This is a genomic window from Paenibacillus sp. J22P169 (assembly GCF_059691995.1).
Genome location: NZ_JCAUAO010000001.1, coordinates 1,735,484 through 1,759,006 on the forward strand (window position 1 = coordinate 1,735,484; position 23,523 = coordinate 1,759,006).

At 44.4% G+C, this 23,523-nt stretch carries 16 protein-coding genes; 4 read left to right on the forward strand and 12 right to left on the reverse strand.

The window, feature by feature from the left end; translation table 11 throughout:
• Positions 1–13: 13 nt before the first annotated feature.
• The 11 genes from AC58QG_RS08160 to leuC form a co-directional block, all read right to left on the reverse strand.
• A complete protein-coding gene (locus tag AC58QG_RS08160) occupies positions 14–829 on the reverse strand; it encodes a GDSL-type esterase/lipase family protein (RefSeq protein ID WP_497361583.1) in 816 nt (271 codons plus the stop codon).
• Between the two features lie 603 nt (positions 830–1,432).
• Positions 1,433–3,280, reverse strand: coding sequence for an ABC transporter ATP-binding protein (locus AC58QG_RS08165; protein ID WP_497361584.1), 1,848 nt, complete (start codon positions 3,278–3,280; stop codon positions 1,433–1,435).
• Positions 3,277–5,127 carry an ABC transporter ATP-binding protein gene (locus tag AC58QG_RS08170; RefSeq protein ID WP_497361585.1) on the reverse strand — a complete coding sequence of 617 codons (1,851 nt, stop codon included), beginning with the start codon at positions 5,125–5,127 and terminating at the stop codon, positions 3,277–3,279. Before AC58QG_RS08170 ends, AC58QG_RS08165 begins: the two co-directional genes overlap by 4 nt.
• A gap of 262 nt (positions 5,128–5,389) precedes the next feature.
• On the reverse strand, positions 5,390–9,103 hold the full coding sequence (locus AC58QG_RS08175) for a dynamin family protein (RefSeq protein WP_497361586.1): 3,714 nt from the start codon (positions 9,101–9,103) through the stop codon (positions 5,390–5,392).
• Between the two features lie 85 nt (positions 9,104–9,188).
• Positions 9,189–9,464: a hypothetical protein gene (locus AC58QG_RS08180; protein WP_028554377.1), complete on the reverse strand. Its 276-nt coding sequence runs from the start codon at positions 9,462–9,464 to the stop codon at positions 9,189–9,191.
• Between the two features lie 25 nt (positions 9,465–9,489).
• Complete coding sequence (nth, locus tag AC58QG_RS08185) at positions 9,490–10,161, reverse strand: endonuclease III (protein WP_497361587.1); 672 nt, start codon at positions 10,159–10,161, stop codon at positions 9,490–9,492.
• Between the two features lie 195 nt (positions 10,162–10,356).
• A complete protein-coding gene (locus tag AC58QG_RS08190) occupies positions 10,357–13,083 on the reverse strand; it encodes an S-layer homology domain-containing protein (RefSeq protein ID WP_497361588.1) in 2,727 nt (908 codons plus the stop codon).
• A gap of 29 nt (positions 13,084–13,112) precedes the next feature.
• A complete protein-coding gene (locus tag AC58QG_RS08195; RefSeq protein ID WP_497361589.1) occupies positions 13,113–13,697 on the reverse strand; it encodes a GerMN domain-containing protein in 585 nt (194 codons plus the stop codon).
• Positions 13,698–13,765: 68 nt separating this feature from the next.
• Positions 13,766–15,214 (reverse strand): N-acetylmuramoyl-L-alanine amidase family protein, encoded by a 1,449-nt coding sequence (locus AC58QG_RS08200; RefSeq protein ID WP_497361590.1) that lies wholly within the window; start codon positions 15,212–15,214, stop codon positions 13,766–13,768.
• 257 nt (positions 15,215–15,471) lie between these two features.
• Complete coding sequence (gene leuD / locus AC58QG_RS08205) at positions 15,472–16,077, reverse strand: 3-isopropylmalate dehydratase small subunit (protein WP_497361591.1); 606 nt, start codon at positions 16,075–16,077, stop codon at positions 15,472–15,474.
• A gap of 69 nt (positions 16,078–16,146) precedes the next feature.
• Positions 16,147–17,568, reverse strand: a complete 1,422-nt coding sequence (gene leuC, locus AC58QG_RS08210) for a 3-isopropylmalate dehydratase large subunit (protein WP_497361592.1) — start codon at positions 17,566–17,568, stop codon at positions 16,147–16,149.
• A 233-nt stretch (positions 17,569–17,801) separates the two neighbouring features.
• On the opposite strand from leuC, the gene AC58QG_RS08215 reads away from it, so the two are divergent.
• The 4 genes from AC58QG_RS08215 (at position 17,802) to AC58QG_RS08230 (ending at position 22,276) form a co-directional block, all read left to right on the forward strand.
• Positions 17,802–18,824, forward strand: a complete 1,023-nt coding sequence (locus AC58QG_RS08215) for an ABC transporter substrate-binding protein (protein WP_497361593.1) — start codon at positions 17,802–17,804, stop codon at positions 18,822–18,824.
• Positions 18,825–18,835: 11 nt separating this feature from the next.
• Positions 18,836–20,881 carry a Fe(3+)-hydroxamate ABC transporter permease FhuB gene (fhuB, locus tag AC58QG_RS08220; RefSeq protein ID WP_497361594.1) on the forward strand — a complete coding sequence of 682 codons (2,046 nt, stop codon included), beginning with the start codon at positions 18,836–18,838 and terminating at the stop codon, positions 20,879–20,881.
• A gap of 157 nt (positions 20,882–21,038) precedes the next feature.
• Positions 21,039–21,932 carry a LysR family transcriptional regulator gene (locus AC58QG_RS08225; protein ID WP_497361595.1) on the forward strand — a complete coding sequence of 298 codons (894 nt, stop codon included), beginning with the start codon at positions 21,039–21,041 and terminating at the stop codon, positions 21,930–21,932.
• A gap of 32 nt (positions 21,933–21,964) precedes the next feature.
• On the forward strand, positions 21,965–22,276 hold the full coding sequence (locus AC58QG_RS08230; RefSeq protein ID WP_497361596.1) for a DUF5658 family protein: 312 nt from the start codon (positions 21,965–21,967) through the stop codon (positions 22,274–22,276).
• Here AC58QG_RS08230 and AC58QG_RS08235 read toward each other — a convergent pair.
• Positions 22,258–23,517, reverse strand: coding sequence for a methyl-accepting chemotaxis protein (locus AC58QG_RS08235; RefSeq protein ID WP_497361597.1), 1,260 nt, complete (start codon positions 23,515–23,517; stop codon positions 22,258–22,260). The two genes, AC58QG_RS08230 and AC58QG_RS08235, sit on opposite strands and share 19 nt — an antisense overlap.
• Positions 23,518–23,523 lie beyond the last annotated feature (6 nt).

Here is a 23,523-nt window from a genome sequence, read left to right on the forward strand (position 1 = left end):
TTCCATACGCTCCCTATTTTAAAATTTGGACAATCCGATCCGCAATTCGTTCATACCCATCCCCATTTGGATGAAAATGATCGGCAGATGATAAATATTTGATCAAATTTTGCTCAAATAGGTCGTAGGTAGGAACGATGAGCATCTGTGGATATTGATTGGTTAGCTTAAACACGCCATTATTCCAGCGCTGTACGGTTAAGGAACCTTCTCTTGTCGGATCAAGATCTAGAAAAGGGTGATATAAACCGATATATAATAGCGTTGCTTTCGGGTTCGCTTTGTTGATGGTCGAGATGATCTTCTCCATTTTGGAGAGTGCAGGGTCTACCCGCTTCTCTGCTGCCTCAGGATTAAATTCGGTTTGGTTAGTTCCTTTGAAAAGCCCATCCCCTCCTGCAAAAATATCATTTCCCCCGATGGTAAGCAAAATGATATCTGCTTGCGCAAGCGCATCTTGTGTTTTTTTCTGAGCTAAATCCGTGAGAAGTTGATCACTTTTGTAGCCAGGAATTGCGAGGTTATTAAGCACAAAGACGGGTTTACCGCTTTCTTTTTCAAGTTTTTCACGGACTCGTCCGACGTAGCCTTTGCCTGTATTATCGCCGGTTCCTGCTGTGAGCGAATCCCCTAACGCGACAATTTGCAGCTTATTGTTACTTTCGATGATGGATGGTTTCGTTGGTGCTGGAGTGGCAAGTTGCAAATCTCCAGATGCCTTAGGAAACCATATCTGATTCGCCGCGTAAGCAAAGCCAACAGCGAAAACAATGGTAGAAATTGACGCGGTTAAACCAATGGCACCCCAAATGAAGCGAGATGATTTCATTGCTGTCCCCTCCTGCGAATATTTGGCATATTTCCAATTTAAGAGTATAGCTTCTCGTCAAAATTTGCAAACATTGTAGAGATTAGGCGAGTTTATGAGATGCGACTGTATCTTTAGTCGCATCTGTGAGGGTGTGTGGTGATAAGCAGCCTCCATGTAGCACACCTCTCGTTATATGGAGTTAGTCGGTTTCATCGACTAACTCCATGCTAAACACCTCTAATTCCCTCAAGTTAGTCGATTTTTTCGACTAACTCCATACTGCACACGTCTGATTCCCTTGAGCTAGTCGATTTTGTCGACTAACTCCATCCAGCACACGTCTATATCCCTCGAGTTAGTCGGTTTCATCGACTAACTCCCTGTAGCAAACCTCTGATTCCCTCGAGTTAGTCGATTTTATCGACTAACTCCCCGCTAGACACCTCTATCTCCCCCGAGTTAGTCGATTACCGCGCAAAAAAGCAGCCCGCCCCTACTCAATATCAAGCTGCTCATCAATGTGAATGATAACAATTCTCAATGTCTATCTGGAATTTCCATAACATAAATAAAAGCTGCCTAACCACACTCTTGTGGTTAAGCAGCTCTCTTCCCTTATGCTTACACAGCATCCTGCAAAAACTTATATTGAGCTTGAATCAACCCATAGTAAATTTTTTGTTCCTTCATCAGCTCATCATGATTACCGATCTCCATCATGCGCCCGTGATCCAATACGACGATTTTGTCTGCATTGCGAATCGTTGAAAGACGATGCGCAACAATAAAGGACGTACGACCCGCCAGAAGTGTCTTAAGTGCCTCTTGGATTTTCAACTCCGTATCTGTGTCGATACTTGCTGTTGCTTCATCCAGAATGAGTACACGCGGATTAGCAAGAAGCGCTCTTGCGAAGGAAATCAACTGGCGCTGCCCCATCGATAGGACGTTACCGCGTTCTTGCACCTCTGTGTCGTATCCATTAGGCAGCAGAGCAATAAAATCATGCGCATGAACAGCTTTCGCAACCTGCTCGATCTCATCATCGGTTGCATCTAATCGACCGAAACGAATGTTATCACGAATCGAGCCCGAGAAAATAAAGGTATCTTGGAGCACGACACCAATTTGAGAGCGAAGACTTTGGATCGTGACTTCACGAATGTTCTGACCATCGATCTCAATACGCCCTTCATTAGGGTCATAAAAGCGACAAAGTAAATTCATGATCGTACTCTTACCTGATCCGGTATGACCAACCAGCGCGATAGATTGTCCAGCCGTTACATCCAAATTAATCCGATTCAATGCTGGACGTCCAGGCTCATACTCGAATACAAGATCTTTGAACTTCACATTACCTTGTACGGTAGGCAAATCCTTCGCACCTTCGATTTCAGCCACCGTCGGCTTCTCATCGATAAATTCAAAAATCCGCTCCGCTGAAGCCATCGCAATCAAAAGCTGCGAGTACATTTGCCCCAAGCGTGTAATCGGCTCCCAGAAATACCCGATGTAAGTCGCAAAGGCAACTAGTAAACCAACGCTGATTTCTTCGGTTTGAATCAAATGTGCACCTAACCAGAACAAAATAAAATAACCAATCGCACCTGTAATTTCAATGAGTGGACCAAAGGATTGATTCAGCATGGAAGCACGGTTCCAAGACAACCGATTGGTCATATTCATTTTCGAGAAAAACTGAATGTTCTCTTTTTCTTGCGTGTATGCCTGCGTGACTTTAATTCCTTGAATACACTCATTCAGATGGGCATTCAATCGGGATTGCTTCATTGTCACGTCTTGCCAAGAGCGGCGGATTTTGGTCCGAAGCTTCGTCGATATGATAAACATAATTGGAACTGTTACAATGATCGACGCACCTAATTTGAAATTAAACGATAACAAAATAATGATGATACCAACCAGTTGTACAACGTCGATCAATAAATTGACGACACCATTCGTAAATAAATCTTGCAATGAATTGACATAGTTTGTCACACGAACAAGTACAGAACCCGCTGGTCTTGTATCGAAGAATCGGAATGAGAGCTTCTGAATATGACTGAAAAGGTCATGACGCAGATCGTATATGACACGTTGCCCGATCATGTTCGTATATTTGATACGGAATGTATTGGCAAGCCATTGAATTAGATAAACGCCCAGCATAATGCCAACAATTAGAAAGAGCAGGTTCTTATCTTTAGGTATAATGGCATTGTCAATCGCTTTACTGATGAGAAGTGGCACTGTCAATTTCGTAATCGCACCCAATAACATCATAGCAATGATAATAGGCAGCATTTGTTTACGATACGGCTTCATATAACTAAACAAGCGTTTTAATTGGCCCCAGTCAAAAGGCTTTTCGATCAGTTCATCATCTTGATAAACGAAGCGATGTCCTGTTTGAGAATCTGGATTGGGTGAAGCTGCCTCAGCTTGCTTCGATGGAGTACTCAATTTGCCAACCTTCTTTCTGGCGTAGAGGAATGGGTTATTGGATTTACTTCGGAAACTTCTGTTTCTACAGAAGTCCCCTCTTCTCGGGCAACAGCTGCTTGGTTCTGTGCAGTTTGGTTTTGTGGACCGTCCGCATACTGAATGTCATACGTTTGACGGTATAAGCCTTCTTGCTGTAAAAGCTCTTGATGCGTTCCTCTTTGAATAATTCGCCCTTTATCTAGCACAATGATTTCATCCGCATGTTTCAACGAAGAGATCCGGTGAGCGATGATGAAAGTTGTACGACCCGCCATTACTTCGCCAAAACCTGCTTGAATCTCGTGCTCGGTCTCCATATCAACCGCACTTGTCGCATCGTCTAACACGAGTATTTTCGGATCTTTAATCAAAGCTCTAGCGATCGCAATCCGTTGTTTCTGCCCCCCCGAAAGTCCGAGTCCACGTTCGCCAACCAAGGTGTCATAGCCTTGAGGCAGCTCCGAGATGAAATCATGCGCTTTAGCTAGCTTAGCAGCCCGGATAATCTCTTCCATCGTCACATTTTTGCGTCCGTATGCGATATTATTTCGAATCGTGGAAGAAAATAGAAACGTTTCTTGGAAAACCGTTGAAATTTGGCTGCGGTAGCTTTCAAGCTGCAAGGAACGAATATCCTTCCCATCCAGCATAACCTTGCCTTCTTTCACGTTATAAGCTCTCATTAGCAGCGAAATCACGGTAGTCTTCCCAGAGCCTGTGCTTCCTAATAGCCCAATAACGGAGCCTGGAGGCGCATCCAAGGTGAAATCATAGAGTGCCGGTTGTTTCTCAGGATAAGCGAAAGTCACATGATCGAATCGCACATGCCCATCAACCTTGGTTAAGGCTGCAGCGTTTTCGTTATCTTTGACATGCATGTATTGATGTAGAACTTCTAGAATTTTTTCACCAGAAGCTTTCGTTTGCGTAAAGTTATTAATGTGAAAACCAAGTCCCCACATCGGCCCTATTATGTACCAAATGAGACTAAAGCAGGCTACCAATTCACCTAGTGAAATCGCCCCGTCAATGACCATGTATCCGCCAGCCCCGAGTAAAATAACGACACTCAAGTTCGCTAGAATCTCCATGATGGGAAAATACTTCGCCCAAATCCCTGACGATCCAATATTCATAGCCTTGTAATCTTCATTGCGCGCTGCAAACTTGGCAACCTCATGGGGTTCGCGAGCAAAAGATTTAACCGTCCGCACACCTGTAATATTTTCTTGAACAGCCGTCGTCATCGTGCTTAGAGATTGACGCACCATCCGGAAAGCCGGGTGAATTTTGCCTTCAAAGCGAACTGCCGTAAATGCCAGAAAAGGCATCGTGATCATCGTTAGTAAGGCTAACTTCCAACTGATGGAGAACATCATGGCCATACCAAAAACGAGCATCAACAACACATTCAGCATCTGAGCGAAGCCAAAACCAATAAATTGGCGAATCCCTTCCAGATCGGCTGTCAACCTGGACATCAGATCTCCTGTTCTAGCTTGATCGTAGTACTGAAAAGATAAATATTGCAGCTTGTGGTAAAGCGCATTCCGTAAGTGGAATGCAACACGGTTTCCTAAGCGACCCCCGCACAAACCATGTAGAAACTGGAACATCCCTTTCATAGAAACGACAACAACAACGATGAGTGCCAGCCGCGGCACAAGGTCAAATTGCTTCTGAGTGATGACTTCGTCAATCAAATACCGAAGCAAATTGGGGTACACCAAGCCGAGCGCGGTAGCGATTGCAAGACATGCAATGGCTCCAAAAAACAGTTTTTTCTCTGGCCAAAAATATGGCTTCAGTTGCCTGAATACATCCACTTTGGGCCCTCCTTAAAAGGATAGATTTGAAACACATGTAAGTGTGAACACTTTATGAATCTTAACACCATCACTATATGTGAGCAATTCGAGGATACTCGGATTTAAACGCTTAAATAGGCATAAATTCACAAAAACGTGTAGTAATCCCCCCTATTCTTTTAAATCATCGGGATAACCGCCAATGAAAGCCTTTACATGAACAATCCAAAAAAAGGGGCAACTAAGTTCCAAAGAACCTAGTCACCCTTTTGTTTAACAGCTAAACAAATGCCTTCAACTGATGCTGTTTAGATATGAGTTCATCCAAATCAATCTTCATTTGAAGTGCATCGCGTAGCCCTTCTGCATGCTCTTTGACCTGTTGCTCCATGATCGATTTCTGAGCAATTAACCAATTTTCCAATTGGATGCCGTAAGCTTGTTCTAGTTCACTAGTTTGTCCTTCAATGAACGCGACAACCGGCGCATTGATCCGATTCTCCAATTCGGCTTTCAGCTTGCTCTTACCATCACCCTCGAAGAATTGCTTCGCATTCTTGAAATAACTCTGAAGCAGCTTCAAGCTCACTTCCGAAGCTTCAAGCTTCGTTGTTACCTCAGGCGTCACAAACGTATTGGACTCATAAGCAGCCTTTTCAAAGCCTTCTAGAAGCAAAGTCAGCTCCTCGCCCCAGCGATTCATCCGCTTGGTACTGATGAGATTCATGCGATTTTCTACACGAAGCGTAGTCGCCAATACTTCTTGCGATAAATCATGCCCAATCATACGCAACAGCTCATTCCAAGCGAATTGCAGTGCGGCTTTAGGATCTTTGGCCTCATCACGGAATGTTGAAGGATTGAAAGCAAAATTATATAGTTCTCCGAACCGATACATCGTGCGTTGTTTGACGTAGTACATTAGCTCTTGAATTTCTTTTTTCAATTCCTTCAGTTCAGCGTCATACCGGGTATCATCAAGCAAATCTAAGCCCTGCTGCTCCGACTCATCCAGCATGATCAACTGCAGCCTGCGCTCTTCCTCACCGGATTGTGCCCGCTCCAACCACTTCTGCATGGTACCGATGGCGCGATGCAGCTCCAAATTAGCCGAGTGAATAGCTACATCACTGAGCTCATTCAAGGTAAACTGGACAAACTGCTGCTCAAAGGGTTGAATGCCCGATTGAGCGACTAAGCTATCGTTGCCATTGATTTTGCCTTCTGCCGCCAAATAACTGGAAATCGGATAAATCCGTGGATGACGAATGCCGTGCTGCACTAAATTCGTTTCCACGTGCTTCACGACGCCTGCCAGCTCCTCAGAGCTTGCCGCCAAATCAGCTGCATTGACGATGAAAAACATTTTATCCATTTCAAAACTATCCTTAACGCGGCCTAGCTGAAGCAGAAACTCGCGATCTGCCTGTGAAAAAGCATGGTTATAATACGTGACGAATAGGATAGCATCTGCATTTTTAATATAGTTAAAAGCAACACCAGTATGGCGGGCATTAATTGAATCCGCTCCAGGTGTGTCTACGAAAATGATGCCTTGATCCGTCAGAGGATTCGAATAATATAATTCAATAAATTCTACAAAACAGGACTTGTGTTCTTCCGCTACATAACTGGAGAATTCATCCTTTGTGATTCGGAGTTCAGTGCCCAATTGACCTGAGGCTGCTTCCCAGCCTTTTTCTACGGCTTTCAGGAAAGAGAAATGCGGTTTTCCTTTGGCCGTCACATCAGCAGGTGATAGCTGACCAATCCGCTTCAGCGCGGAAGTCATATCCGTTGCCTCAACACCAAGGATTTGAAGAGAGTACAGCACATCCTCAAGGATGGCATCTGCCTTCTTCATCTTGACCTTGGCTGTGCCATGCGGCCAGCCTTCCGTCGGCGGCATGATCTTGTTAATCGCCGCCGTCGTCGGGTTTGGCGACACCGGCAACACTCGCTCGCCAATCAACGCATTGGCGAATGATGACTTGCCGGCGCTGAACGCGCCGAACAGCGCAATCGTGAACGTCCGCTGCCGCAGACGTTCCGCTTTCTCGCGCATGGAGCGCGCGAGCGACCTCATCGACGGCAGTCCGTCGATGAGACTTGAGGCCGCCAGTAAGTCGGCGGCCTTGCGCTCCATGCGCCTACCGTGTTCACCTGTGGTGAACGCTGATGACGGCGTTGGCACTGCAGCTGCTTCATCAGCATCATCAGCAGCTGTCAAGCCCGCAGCCGCCGTTACTACCGCGGCGGCTTGCAAGATCGTATCCATAGAGGTCACGTGCAGGTTAGCCCCGCTCAGCGGGGCTGCTGCCGGCTCCTCCAGGGCCGTGTACTGCTGCGCATCCGGCAGCGCCGGCGCAGACGGTCTTTCCCAGCTGGCCATGCGCAGCAGCTGGGTCTCTGCCGCCGCCTCGGCTTCCTCGAGGCGAGCGAGCTCGCGGCAGGCGCTCAGCCGGCCGCTCAGGGCTTCCAGCTCAGCCGCTAGCGCAGCGGCGGCTGCAAGGGAGCCATCGCGGACCGAGGCCGCGATGATGTCTATCACCGCAAACGCCAGTTTGCGGTACTGCAGCTTCAACTCGCCAGCTAGCTGCTTCATATAGTTCAGCGTATACTCGCCGCCAAACGTCGCTCCTGTATTCACCTGGGACGCGATCAACGCGCCAGTCACTTCAACCTTCAACGCCTCAATCTGAGCAATTAACGCAGCATCATGTTGACCTTGCTCGCTCGCTGCCTTTTTGAGGGCATCTCGCAAGTGCCAGTCGAGTTGGGCTTCCACTTGCTCTGCCAAATCTCCCTGAAACGCTGCCAGCCGTTTCTCTTGCTCTGCAGCGGTCTGTGCTGCACGAGAGAAGAATCCAACCTTAAATCCTGGCTTACGGCTCTCTAGATAGGCATGTGCGTAATCACGAGTTAGGGAAGGCGTGATATTGGCGTTCTCAATGATTGCCCCAACTTCTTTACGAAGCAAGGTAGTCAATGTTTCAGGCAAGCTTTTTAATGTGGTTAGCTCATCTTGCTTGGCTGCAGCCAACTTTTGAACTTCCTCCACATCGCCTTCTTCATTCATCGTTTCCAGTAACTCCGCCTTCTGCGGTTCGTGTTGCTCAGCCAACCATTTGCTATGCTCAGCTGCCAGATAGCGTGCAGAAGCATCAATACTATAGCTGCGCAAAGTATCTCCACGCTCAATAAGACCTCTCAGCAGCCATAGCAGCTTGGCGTACTCATTATGCGGATGAGTTGGCTCCTTCATCGTAACGAACAGCAAATCATCAGGCTCAATGCCCCAATTTAAGAAAGCTTGCTTCGTTCCCGATTTATACTGTTCAAAAGGAAGCTCCCACTCCTTATGTTTATCAATCATATTAACAACTAGATAGAGTGGTTTTCCCCACTCCTTCATTTTTTTCGTAAAAGCTAAATTCACTTCTGACTGCACATGGTTGTAATCCATGACATAGAAGACCACATCAGCTAAATGTAAAGCGGATTCAGTCGATTGATGATGCGCATCATCCGTGGAATCAATACCCGGGGTATCTAACAAAGCTGTATCTTCACCTAGAAATGGAATTGGGTATGTGATTTCAACTGTTTCAATATCGGTCCCATTCACACAGTAAGCCTCGAGCTCACTGAGCGGAATTGTTGTCGTCTCCCCTAATGGATTGACTTTACCCTCATGGCTGCGATGCGTCACATGCGCACCAGGTTGGCCATTGCGAATACTCACAATATTAGCACTCGTTGGAATCGGACTTGACGGTAACAAAGCATGGGCACATAGCTGATTAATCAGTGTTGATTTGCCTGCAGAGAAATGTCCGCAGAACGCAATATTCATCCGTCCACTATCAAGCTTGTCCAGCAATTGCCCCATTTTCGCTGCATTATCTTGATCCCCCGCATGCCCAAGCACCTGCTGCATCTTCTTAAGCGCATCCGGCATGACCGTGATGCTTCTAGCTACCAATTGCGTCATTCGTTCATTCCGCTCCTCTATGATTGATCTTTTTTATCCCACTCAGCTCTACAGAAAAAAAATCTCCCAAAGGGAGATTCTGGACTTACGTGAGGGCGATTTTTTCTTTTTCCGGTAGGAAAATTTCAAAAACGTCACGATGCTGAAGAATCGTAATATCCGAATCCTTCACTTTCATCACAACAACCTCGGATTTTGTTTTCATTTTGTCTATGTAATTCTGAGGAACCTCACCGGATTCACTGACAGTTACACCTTCAATGACTTTTTCCTCATTATCGGCTAACGGTGTGTTGATAACTTGCTCATAAATATCGGAGAACAATTCGAAGCTATTAGTATATACGGCGATGCATTTCATTTCAATCCCATCCTTTGTCTGCATTTCATTTGTTTGTAATAGTTTTCCTTGTTGGCTGTGGTTTCATACGTTTCTTCCCCTCGCGGCATTTATCCAATAGTGGACAGAGCGTGCAATTGGGGTTCTGTGCCTTACAGTGATATCGACCAAAGAATATCAATCGATGATGTGTTTGCGTCCATTCGTCTCGAGGTACTTTTTTCATTAGCTTCTTTTCAACTTCAAGTACGGAATCATCCCAGCCGACAAGTCCTAATCGCTTAGAGACTCGTTCTACATGCGTGTCAACCGCAATTGCCGGTACGCCGAAAGCGTTCGATACGACGACATTTGCCGTCTTACGCCCAACGCCAGGCAATTCAACCAATTGCTCATGCTTCTCAGGAATTTCACCACCGAACTTGTCCAGTAGCAACTGACACAGCTTATGAATATGACTAGCCTTGTTACGAAATAGTCCAATTCGCCGAATATCTTGCTCCAATTCCTCTAACGGAACAGCCAAATAGTCTTCAGGACGTTTGTACTTCGCAAACAAGTCTTTGGTAACCTTATTCACGGTTTCATCCGTACACTGAGCTGATAACAAAACAGCAATCGTTAATTCAAATGGATTACTGTGGTTCAACTCACAATGAGCATCCGGATATAGTTCACCGATGGTATCCAGAATATGTCTTACTGACTTCTGTGTCATAGCTGATCTTCCTTAGGGTCGTAATATTCTCCAGTTTAGCGAATTGTTAGGGCAGAATCAATCCTTGAAAGCGTCAAAATGCGAACATTTTCTAAAAAATAAACATTTTTTTTTGAAAATCATAAAAAAACCGCCTGTTAGAGAAGAATTGCTTCTCTTATACAGACGGATTTACGCTAATTTTTGTTCAACGAATTACTTTTCAATCTCAACAACTTTATTGTCGAGGATGTAAAGAGTCAACTGATCTCCAGTAACGAAGGAGGATGGCAACACAATCGAGGAACTAGTGTGCATGTAAGCTCTTGGGAACAGATTATAGGCAGTTTGCTCGCCCGCGCCAGCAGCTTTGACATTCACTTGGTTCAACGTAGGACTATATTGATCAAATTCACGTTTAGAAGCGATAGCAACTTGAATAATTAGTTTGTCATTGACGTCCTTCATTAATTGAACACGATCCCCTACTTTAATCGAGGAGAAGCTCCAATCCATGCCGCCATTGATTTTCACACTGTAATTGCTGCCAGCGTTAACAACTTGACTTTTACCTGTAAAATCTTGAACCGTCAAACTTGAACTTGCTGCGTTCACCGCTGTTACTTTACCACGAATCGGTGTTACTAACTCGGCCTTCGTAATCGCAAGACCTTTGAATGACAATTTCACATAGTCGTCAATAGCAAGGTCAGCGAATGCAGCACTAGTGCCATCTGCTCTCACGAGCGGAACCCCATCTAAAGGAATATTAACGTTCGTATTGGAGTCATCCAAGAACGTAGCTTGTTTTAGGTTCGTATTGGTTAAAAGGGTTTTAAACACCTTTGTGTTACTTGTGATAATTTTCGTTACTGTCGTCTGATCAAAGCTAAGAAGAAGACTAATTTTATCTCCAATTTTCAAATCAGAAAGCGTACTGTTTGGCTTATTGGCAAGTTCAACAATTGGTGTAAAATTCAGCTTAAATGTCAAGTTTTGTCCACTGTCTGTTTTCAATGTTACAACGTTAGTCGTTAAATTCAATTGTGTTAACACGCCATCCAATTGAGAAGACATTTGAATGCTCAAAACCTTTTTATTAGATACAAGAACATCGACATATTTACCTGGGGTAAAAATACTACTAAATGAGCTAAACGGCAGTTTGTTGCCAGCATACATGATTGATATTCCATCATTTAATATATAGGCATTTGGGTTTCCTGCGTTATCTGTAACGGTTAAAATTTTAGATGAGTCCTTGTAATCAATGATTTTCGCAAAATAAATATTCTCAATGGAACGATTCGTTACCGTAATCGTTGTCACCTTATTGTTCAGTACATCTAGCTTCAATTGATCCCCAGCAACCAGATCATAAATACTCGCATTGGCTAAACCATTAATAACAACACGCGTGTTACTACTTAACTCATAGGCGTCTACCGTTTTACCCGATGTTTTATTAATTAGAATCGTAGATTGATCGTCCGTAAATTGTTTGAACGTCCCTTCCACACTCGTGCCAACATCTGCTTGCTTTTTAACAATAATCTTAACAATTTCGCTATTCTTAACGGTATATTCTATCGTATCACCAGCATGAATCGCATCCACATTAATTAACGTGTTATCGGCCAGCGTGGCAATCAAATTACTTGAAAAACCAAATGTCTCTGTCTCTCCAGAGGCAGACTCGACCAACGTTAATTGCATAGCATCTTTATTCAACGTTTGAATATCACCGGTCGCTGTTTTGTTCACGGGAATTTGTTTGACAACGATTGACGTATATTTGTCGCTGTCTACAAGCTGGCTTTTACGTATTTGGATCGTGCTTCCTGCTACAATCTCACCTAAGCTAAGCCCTCGTCCATTGATATCTGTTACGGCAACATCTGACGCTAAATCGTAGCTTTCAAAATCGTCTAGCGTCGCTTTCATCGATGTCAGATTAAGCTTCAGCAATTGACCTTCATGAACGTCCATGTGCAGCTCATCACTTAGAATCTCAACATAATACGCTGTACCATTTACTTGAACAATCGATATTTCGTATGTTTCTTGCAATTCTTTTGGTGAAATAGCAACATCATCTTGGTTCCCGAAAAATACGGTATTGGGTGAAAGCTTGTATGTACTTGTATTCCCGTCTTTATCCATAAGACCAATGCTGCCGCTTGTTAGACTCGTCATATAGCCCTTCTTCGCGCGTTCAGGCAAATTCGTCAAATTCTGTTGAGAACGACTTAAGAAGGCAGCCATTTGAGCACGTGTTACTGCACCTTTTGGTTGAAAAGATCCATCTTCAAACCCATCGACTATTTTTAAAGCTACTGCTGCATTCACAAATCCTAACGTACTACTGCTGATCTTCGTGTTATCTGTAAACGCAGTTGCTTTCGTAGCTAAGCTTTCTGCCAACGAAGCTTTTCCGATAGCGCGAATAACGACTTCAGCTACCCATTCTCTCGTCGCTTTTTGTTGTCCCCAATTGCCGACCAGCTTCGTACCTTGCGTTCTTACTTTTTCTTGCTCTGTTGAAATCAAGCCCTTTTGTAGTGCTAGCGCCACATAGCTACGAGCATATTTATCAACTAACATGAAATCAGGAAATACCGTTTCAGACGCCAAATTATCGGCATCAGCTTGCAAACCCATCATTCTTGTAGCCATAATCAATACATCTTGTTGGGAAACTGAAGTTTCCGGTGAGTAAATACCATCCGCAACGCCCTCAATAACGCCTTCCAAGGCTAGCTTGGAAATGTGGCGAATCCCCCAGTAATCACTGCTCACATCATTAAAAGATAGTCGTACATTCGTGTTAGATGTTGTTGTTGAAGTTGGTGCATTCACGGGTGCTGCAAGGACTGGCGTACCTGCTAGACTTGTGATGATCATAGAGCTTACGATAGCACTCGCCAATTTCTTATTTTTCATGTTCGATGTAACTCCTCTACAATTCCTATTTAGTTAGGTCGTTTAATCGGGTAAGGAAGCTCCAGATGTCCCATTAGACTGTCTACTTGCTTACCGTCTTTAAGTACATACAAGGTTTTTACTTCTGGAAATTGGAACACTGTTTTCTTTAATGCTTGGACAAATAATTCTTCGCCAGGCGCACCCATTTGCGTTTTGGGTCCGAATGCTATATCCAGCTTCATCTCACCTTTGGCAGCATCGAACTTCACATTCTTGAATTTCAAGTCATCAAATAACGAGATCGCTTTCGGATCATCATTCTTCTGTAGTGCTTTCAATGCTGCCTCATAGGCGTCAGAATCCTTCTCCACACTGACAGTTACTACCTTTTCAACAAGCTTCATCTCATCTTGGTCACTGTAATAGGCCTTTACCTGGAGTTGCTTAAGTGGTGCAGGTGTCGGCTTAGGTGTGGCTGTTGGTGTAGAAATTGTTGCAATTGGTGTAGCCGTAGCTTGCGGTGCCGACGTAGCGGCTCCTGATAATTGACTTTTCTGGCCACAGGCCGTGATAGACAACGTGATGGCACTTACAAGGAGCGCTCCTTGAACTAGGCGACTTGTTTTGTTCATCTTATTCACTCCTTAGCGTTATGCCTAGACATGCTAGCCTAGTTTTTCCCGCTTCATATTCTCGCAGCTTATTTAAGGTTCAAATACTCCTTGATGGCAGCAACAAGAGAAGCAGCTAATTTGTCCTGGAATGCTTCTTTGTACATAGCGGATTCGTCATTTTTATTGGACAAGTAACCAACTTCAAGCAATACTGCAGGCATGCTGGTTTTGGTGATAACACGGAAATCAGCCTGACGAACCTTACGATCAGCAAATCCAGTAGCTGGAACGGCGTACTTATGAATAACACTGGCGAAATCTAAGCTTTCTGGTCTGTTATAGTAGGTTTCTGTTCCTGACACTGTTGCTTTGGCGCTATTCCCATGGATCGATAAGAATAGGTCCGCTGAGATATCATTGGCAAAAGAAACGCGATCATCTAATGGAATGAATGTATCATCCGAACGGGTCATCAGAACGTGAATTCGGTCATCTTTCGCTAACAGCGCATTTACCTTCTTCGCTGTAGCAAGTGTAAATTCCTTCTCGTGCTTACCTGTAATGGAAAGTGCACCCGGATCGTTATCCCCATGACCAGCATCGATGACCACGGTTAACTTCCTCTCACCAATCGCAGCTTTCCACTGATTAGGTGACTTTGTGGTTATCGTTTGGTAGTCTGCCGGGCCGTTCAAATCCAGAATAATTCTGACAGTAGCCGGATTATCATTATAATTAGAGAACCGAACTTTGGACACAAGAGGCTGCTTGGACGGCAATTCTCCTGAATTTTTAACTAACATCTTCTGTAGCGACTCATCCAACGTGGTCTTCGGGAAATCGAACACAAGACGTGAAGGATTCGATAAAGTTAACACTTTCGGACTTAAGCTTCCATCCTTTGCAACGACCGTTAAGTCTGTTTCTGACAAAGTAATGGACGTGATCACATGAACTGAAGGGTCTGGTATCGTACTTCCGTTTCCGTTTCCAGTTCCTGTTGTTGGCTTGGTTCCTGGAGGCTTCGTCTCTGGATTAGAGGTGTTTTCACCCGGATCAACTACATCAATGGGTCCCGTTACAGGCTTTGAATCGGAATCATCTTTTTTGAACATATGAACAGACGATGTAGGGCCATCCCATTTAAACTCAATTCCTAATATTTCACCTATGAATCGCAGTGGAAGCATGGTAGAGCCATTTTCAATCTTCGGACCCACTTCTAAGGTCTCTTTCTTCCCATTAATAAGCGCAGTTACATTGTTAATCACGAGTTGGATATTGATTTTGTCTTTCACAATGGTTACCTTACTGGTTGCCTCGTCCCAGCTCACTTGAGCACCAATTTGTTCAACAATAATCCTTACAGGAACAATTGTATTATCATTCACAATACGGGGCTGAGCCCCCTGGACATCCAACAGCTTCTCATTCATAAATAGCTTTATCGGCTTAGGAGCTTCAGCACCGAGGGCAGTTGTTGGCAGCAGCAACAGACAAGCGAGTAAAAACAAACAAATTGCAGGAAATTTCATTATTCACCTCTATGTAATGTCGGAATTGGGGGATGTCACTACGAAGTTATTTAGCCAACTCTATCATTCTATCAACTTCCTTGTTATTATAGCAAAATTAACCTATACCTGACAGCGAAACCTCCTTTTCTTCGACAATCTAGTAATCTATTAGACGTAACAAACTGCCAAAAGTTGCAAGATTGCTCAAGAAAATATGCAAATTATAGCAAAAAAAAGGCGTATCCCCTATAAGGGATACGCCTTTTAGTCCATGCTTATTTGTAAGCTAAACGCTTTTGGTGTGCTTGCTCATACGCAGTGATTTTCGCTTCATGTTGAAGCGTCAAACCGATGTCATCCAAGCCTTGCAGCAAGAATTGACGACGGTGCTCATCCAATTCGAATTGGATTTCAAGACCGTACTCATCAGTCAATTTATTATTTTCAAGATCAACATTCAGCTTGTAACCTTCATGTTTCGCTGTACGTTGGAACAAATCTTCAACTTGTTCTTCCGACAACTTGATCGGTAGAATGCTGTTTTTGAAACAGTTATTGTAGAAAATGTCCGCATAAGAAGGTGCGATGATAACGCGGAATCCAAAATCTTGAATCGCCCAAGGTGCGTGCTCACGGGATGAACCGCAACCGAAGTTCGCTCTGGAAATTAGAACGGAAGCTCCTTGATAACGCTCTTGATTCAGTGGGAAATTCTCGATCACGTTTCCTGCTTCGTCCCATCTCCACTCGAAGAAAAGGAATTGTCCGAAACCAGAACGCTCAATACGTTTTAGAAATTGCTTAGGGATAATTGCATCTGTATCTACGTTTACACGATCAACAGGGCCTACTAGACCTGTATGTTGTTTGAAAGCTTCCATGTTCTCATTCTCCTTAAAGTTTTGCTATAGCAAAACTAGCATCTTAAGCATTGCTTTATATAGCCGAAATTATGCTTGTTGGTATTCTTTAATTTCCCAATCACGAACGTCGTAGAAATGACCTTTGATTGCTGCAGCAACAGCCATAGCTGGGGATACAAGGTGTGTACGTCCGCCGCGGCCTTGACGACCTTCGAAGTTACGGTTGGATGTGGATGCACAACGTTGTCCTGGTTGAAGTACGTCTGGGTTCATCGCCAAACACATACTACAGCCTGCATCGCGCCATTCGAATCCAGCATCGGAGAAGATTTTGTCCAAACCTTCTTTCTCAGCTTGAATTTTAACACGACCTGAACCTGGAACTACGATTGCTGTTACACTTGGATCTACTGAATAACCTTGTGCAATCTTAGCTGCTGCACGAAGATCTTCGATACGTCCATTTGTACAAGAACCAATGAAGACATAATCAACTTTCAGATCCGTCATCGGCGTTCCTGGTGTTAAATCCATATATTCAAGCGCTTTTTCAGCAGCTTTACGTTCATTTTCTGTTTCAAAGCTTTGTGGATCTGGAACCAAGGAAGTAACGCTTGTTCCCATACCAGGGCTCGTACCCCAGGTTACTTGCGGAATCAACGTATCTGCGTCGAATTCCAATACCCAATCATACGTAGCGCCTTCATCTGTCACAAGGTTGGCCCATTCAGCAACGGCTTCTTCGAAATCAGCACCTTGAGGGACATATTCACGACCACGCAGGTAGTTAAATGTTGTCGCATCCGGAGCAATTAGACCTGCACGAGCGCCGCCTTCGATGGACATATTACAAACGGTCATACGCTCTTCCATGGAAAGACCACGAATCGCTTCGCCCGTATATTCAATTACATAACCTGTTGCAAAATCCGTTCCGTACTTCGCAATGACGCCAAGGATTAAATCTTTTGCTGTTACTCCTGGCTTCAAGTTGCCGTTGATACGAACTTCTAGGGATTTCGCTCTGGATTGTTGCAAGGTTTGTGTCGCCATAACGTGCTCAACTTCACTTGTTCCGATACCGAATGCAAGTGCGCCGAAAGCACCGTGTGTAGAAGTATGGCTGTCTCCGCATACGATCGTTTTACCTGGGTGTGTAAGACCAAGCTCTGGACCCATAACGTGGACAACACCTTGATCAAGACTGTCTAGGTCAAAAAGTGTAACGCCGAAATCGCGGCAGTTTTGTGAAAGTGTATCGATTTGTTGCTTCGAAATTGGATCCGTAATATTGAAACGATCTTTGGTTGGTACGTTGTGATCCATTGTTGCGAAAGTTAAGTCAGGACGACGAACTTTACGACCGGACAAACGAAGTCCTTCAAAAGCTTGCGGTGAAGTTACTTCATGCACTAGATGCAAATCAATATAAATAACACTAGGCTTGCCATCTTCCTGGTTAATAACGTGATTATCCCAAATCTTCTCAAACATTGTCTTTTTACTCATATCCAGTCACCTCTTGTCATTATCCGCATTAGTTTGCTAATGTCTTACCCTCATATAGTACTTTAGCACGGATTGCCTCATAGTTCCAAGATATAATAACTATAAGCTTGATAGATTGTTCCTATGAAGAAGTAATTGTTGACATATCCAGTGATAATGATTATCATTCTCCTAGTGAAGTCGAATTGGCCATCGATACTTCAACTTAATTACATACATTCAGGGGGATTACTGTGCGAAACTTTATTAAACCAGTTACTTTTATACTTTCACTCATGTTACTTTTCATCACCGCAGCTTGCGGAACAACGAACTCATCGTCTTCTACGACGTCACCTAGCCCAGCTGCTACTACACAACCATCAGCAACACCTGCCGCAGACGCAGTGAAAACAATTACACATCCATTAGGAACAACTACAATCAAAGGTACACCGAAACGCATTGTCACATTAGAATGGGCTTATACCGAGGATGTTCTTGCTCTAGGAATTCAACCTGTTGGTCAGGCTGATACGAAAGGCTACAACACTTGGGTCAATGTGAAGCCTGCACTTGATGCTTCTGTTGTTGATGTTGGTACTCGCCAAGAGCCTAACTTAGAGACGATTACAGGCTTGAAGCCAGATCTTATTATTACAAGCACATTGCGTTCGAGTAAGAATTATGAGGCTCTTTCCAAAATCGCCCCAACGATCGTATTTGAATCCTATCCAGCTGAAGGAAAAGGCGATCAATATGAAGGAATGCTAACAACATTCAAGACAATTGCAGATGTAACTGGTAAGAAAGCTGAAGGCGACAAAGTCCTAGCTGATCTTGACAAAGCTTTTGCGGATACAAAAACGAAATTAGCAACTGCGAAAAAAGATGGCGCCGAGTTTGCTTTAACACAAGCATTCAGCAACCAAAACAATGCGGATCTTCGCATGTTTACAGATAACTCCATGGTCGTTCAAATTTTACAACGCATTGGTTTGAAAAATGTATTTAAGTCCAGTAAGTTTGAGCTTTATGGATTCTCTACAGCTTCTGTAGAAGCGTTACCTGCTGTTCAAAATGCGAACTTCTTCTACATTGTTCAAGACACGGATAACGTATTTGAGAAACAATTAAAAGACAATGCTGTTTGGAAAGGTCTTGCCTTTGTAAAAGAAAACAAAACATTCAAGTTGCCAGGCAACACATGGACTTTCGGTGGTCCTTTATCAGCTAAAGTATTTGCTGAGCTTGCGGCTTCTGCCTTGACGAAATGATCCAACCTGCGATGAAATCGAAAAACACCCTTTTCGCTTATATCGAGTGGAAATCAATCCTTGTGTTTGGTGGCGGGCTGATTGCGCTCTGCCTCCTCCTTTTCCTTAACTTAACACAAGGAGAAGCTAACATAACTGTTCACACGGTCATCCAAGCTTTGATATCTCCACAAGATACCCCCGACCATTCCATGGTGCGGGGGCTTCGCATGCCGCGCGCAGTCATGGGCATGCTTGCCGGAGCTGCACTAGCTGTAGCTGGTGCATTACTCCAAACAGTTACACGTAACCCACTCGCCTCTGCTTCAACATTAGGCTTGAATGCGGGAGCCTATTTCATCATCGTATTGGCGGCTGTCTTTTTCCCGACACTGAAGTCCGACCACGCACTACTTCTTGCGTTATTAGGGGCTTGTGGCGCAGCGGTCATGGCCTATTTCATGTCTGGCGGACGTAAAAGCTCCCCTCTACGGATGGCGCTTGCCGGAATGATTGTAACGCTTGTTCTCTCGGCGTTCACAAGCGGTCTGCAAATCATGTATGAGAATGAAACGAATGGCTTATTCATGTGGGGATCAGGTGCGCTAGGGCAGAACGATTGGCAAGGCGTCCAATATGCGCTCCCGTGGATCTGCATTGGACTCATCGTAGCCTTTCTATTCAGTCAAAAGCTGGATATGCTCGCATTAAGTGAAGAAACAGCTATTTCGTTAGGTGAAAATGTAAATGTGGTTCGGCTAGTGGCCCTTGCAGCTGCCATTCTACTTGCCGGCGTTACAGTAAGCGTGGTAGGACCCATTGGTTTTATTGGTCTCATCGCACCTCATCTAGTTCGTTTGATAGGTTTACAGCGTCATCGATTTTTGATACCGGGTAGTGCACTATGGGGGGCAGTCGTCTTACTTAGTGCAGATATGATTGCCAAAATGTTTCGAAGTACACTTGGAGAACTTCCTGCGGGTTCCGTCACAGCTTTGCTCGGCGCTCCTTGGTTAATCTGGCTGGCGATACGCGGCTCTAGAATGAAAGGATCAGCTGAAAGCAGCTCAATGAGTGTCGGTTATGTTGGCACGAAAATTCCTTATCCAATACTAGTTATCGTATCTACTGCAGCGCTAATATTCTTGTTACTCTACGGATTAGCTGCTGGAGCACTACGAATTCCAATATCCGAGGTTATTGCCGTAGTAACCGGGCATGGCGAAGAGATGTCACGCAATGTTATTTTGAATCTGCGTCTGCCTCGGATTCTCGTCGCAGCGCTTGCTGGCGCCTCCTTAGCGATCGCCGGCTCTATGATGCAAGGAGCTGTTCGCAACCCGCTAGCGGACCCTTCCGTTGTCGGCGTTACTTCTGGTGCAGGCATGGGCGCCCTACTGGTTCTAACCATTTGGCCCACAGCACCTGGCACATGGGTACCAATTGGCGCCATCGTCGGCGCACTCCTCTCGGCAGGCAGTGTGTATGCCCTCGCATGGAAAAAGGGACTAAATCCCGTCGTACTCATTCTCGTAGGGATCGCCGTTTCGGCACTTGGCTCAGCTGTCATCCAATTCCTTGTCATTCAATCGAAATTAGGGGCTGCTCCTGCACTTACTTGGCTGGCTGGCAGTACCTACTCTAGAGGATGGAAGGAATGCATCCAGCTGCTGATTACCACAGCTATCTTAATGCCAAGTGCATGGCTGCTAGGTCGACGCGTCGATCTATTGGCTTTTGGTGACCATGTGTCCGTTGGACTAGGTCTTAAGTTACAGAAAACTCGCCTGATCACGGCGACAATTGGTGTAGTAGTAGCCGCGATAGCTGTAGCTGCTGTCGGTACAGTAAGTTTCATTGGTTTACTTGCCCCACATGCTGTTCGTCTCTTCTTGGGACAACATCACCAAAAGTCTGTCGTGCTTTCCGCCATACTTGGCGCCATTCTCCTTACAGGCGCTGATATCATCGGCAAAATAATTCTCATTCCCAAAGAGATTCCATCAGGAATCGTAGTTGCTATTATTGGCGCTCCGTATTTATTATTCTTGATGTATCGAAGCACCGTTCGCAGATAACCATTAATACCCAAAAATAACCATAAAGGGCAATGAAACTGGATGAAACCAGTCTTCACTGCCCTTTATGGTTATTTATTCCTATATCCAGCTTGTTTCGGCCCAAAAAGCTTGATATGATAACATTCAGGCCATGAAAAAGGAGACACTTCTTCGGATGGAATTACGTCAATTACAATATGCAATCCAGATCGCTATAGAACGCAATTTCTCACGTGCAGCTGAGAAGCTCCATATTGCCCAACCTTCCTTAAGCCAGCAATTATCCAAGCTTGAGAAGGAGCTTGGTGTGCTTTTGTTCCAACGCAGCACGAATTCTGTTGAGTTGACCCATGCGGGATCCCTCTTCGTCGAGAAGTCACAAAAAATACTCGATATGATCGAAGGACTCAAGAAGGAAATGGAAGATATTTCCCAAATGAAAAAAGGCCGTCTTGTAATCGGCAGTATGCCAATTACGGGATCAACTATTTTACCCTTCGTAGTACCTGTATTTCAAGCGGCTTATCCGGATATTGAATTATCGCTAGTCGAAGAAACTTCATCCAACCTTGAGACCTTAACAGTGAATGGTCAAACGGATATTTCTCTTCTATCCTTACCTTTGCGTGAAGAATCTCTCGTGTATGAGACTTTGTTAGAGGAAGAAATCATCCTAGCGGTTCCGCCGCTGCATCCCTTAGCATCCAGTAAGGAACCTATACGAATTTCACAACTAGAAAAGGAAGCGTTCATCGCCTTAAAAAAAGGACAAGGCTTCCGCAAGCTTACCCTTGATCTGTGCCAGGAAGCTGGCATCACACCGAATATTGTTTTTGAATCGAGTAATATGGAAACCGTGCAATCGCTCGTTGCTGCTGGCATGGGGATCGCTTTCGTACCCTACTTGATCTCGAAAAGAAGCTTACATGAACTTTCTCCTGTTAACGTTTCCTTAGAAGGCAGACCTACCCGTAAGCTTGTGATTGCTTATCGCAAAGGTCGCTATATTTCCAAAGCAGCGGAGGCTTTTATCTCCACAATGAAAGAGGTTATGCAAACGATTCGTTAGCATAACCTACTAAGTCAAAAGGAGTGGTCCCTTTGAGTAGAAATTTAATTATTTTCTTATGTATCGCTAGCCTAATGGATGCCGGATTAACGGACATGGGTCTTCGGTTGCAATTAATTGGCGAAGCGAATCCGATTATGGCATTTTTGTATGAGCACAGCTATTTTGCTTTTTACGGCATTAAAATTATTCTCCCCCTCTCCCTTTTCTTTCTCGCAGCAAAAGTAGGCAAACGACTGCTCATCAACAATTTGTTCCGCGTCTCTACCGTTATTTATTTGGGTATTCTCCTCTTGCATGCTTACTGGATCTCTGCTTCATTTTCTCAAAGCTTAAATATCTGAATCGTACGCTGCAATTGCGTGACCATGCGAAGCATTTGCTCAGACTGAATTACAACAGCCTTAACAGAACGCGTTTGTTGTACCATGGACGTGGATACCTGCTCAGTGCCTGCGGCTGATTGCTGCGTAATCGCTGAAATATTTTCCATTGTGCCCGTAATGAACTGTGCTGCATTCAACATCTTCTGACTTTCTCCCGTAAATTCACTCATCCGTTGCGTAATGAATTGAATACTTTCAACCATCTCACCGAATATTTTTTCCGTCGCTTCAATGGACTCTGTCTGCCTGCGAGCAATTTCCTCATTGATCTGAATATTCTTCTGAGCCATTTTAATACTATTCTCAATGTTATGTACCATATGGAATACGCTTTTTGCCGACTTCGATGACTCTTCAGCTAGTTTGCGCACCTCTTGCGCTACAACAGAGAACCCTCTTCCATGCTCGCCAGCACGCGCTGCTTCAATGGAAGCATTTAAGGACAGCAAATTGGTCTGTTCGGCAATTTCCGAAATTGTACGTGTGATGGAGGAAATACCAGCGGCTTCCTTCACTAGATCATCGATAGTCCCCGATACATTACTAGTTGCAAGTACAATGTGAGATACGCTCTCGGATTGACTTTCAACGGCACGCATCCCTTTTTTCACGAGTTCAAGAGTTTGTCCGCAACGATTATTCATTTCGTGTGTGGAGTCTACGTAATCCGTAATTTTGGTTTCGATTTCCTTTACGACGGAAAAGCTTTTAAATACTCCAGATGAGATCTCATTAGCTCCCTCAGCAAGTGAAGTAACGGAGCCTGTAGCTTCTACAATCATCGTGTTAATACCTTCGTTTTTGTGGTAAATATCACGGCTTGAGTCCGCTACATGCTTCGAAATAGAGGCCGTTTCATTCAGAAGCTCCTTCAATTTCACGATCATCGCATTAAACGATCTACCCATATCACCTAGCGCATCCTTCGAGGAAGCATCAACGGTTTGCGTGAAGTCGCCCTTAGCAATATTCATAGCAACACGTGTTACATTATCGATAGGCTCTGTTAATGCTTTTTCCAGGAAACGCACATAAGGAAAACTGAATACCATTAGAATAAGTGACGAAGATAGAGCAAAGATCACTGATACATCCGCCGTTAACATAAGAATTAGGATAATAATCGTGTAAAAGACAACAACAGTATAGTAACCGAGTTGAAGCTTAGCACGAAACGATTGCGATAGAAACCAGTTCATAGGAAT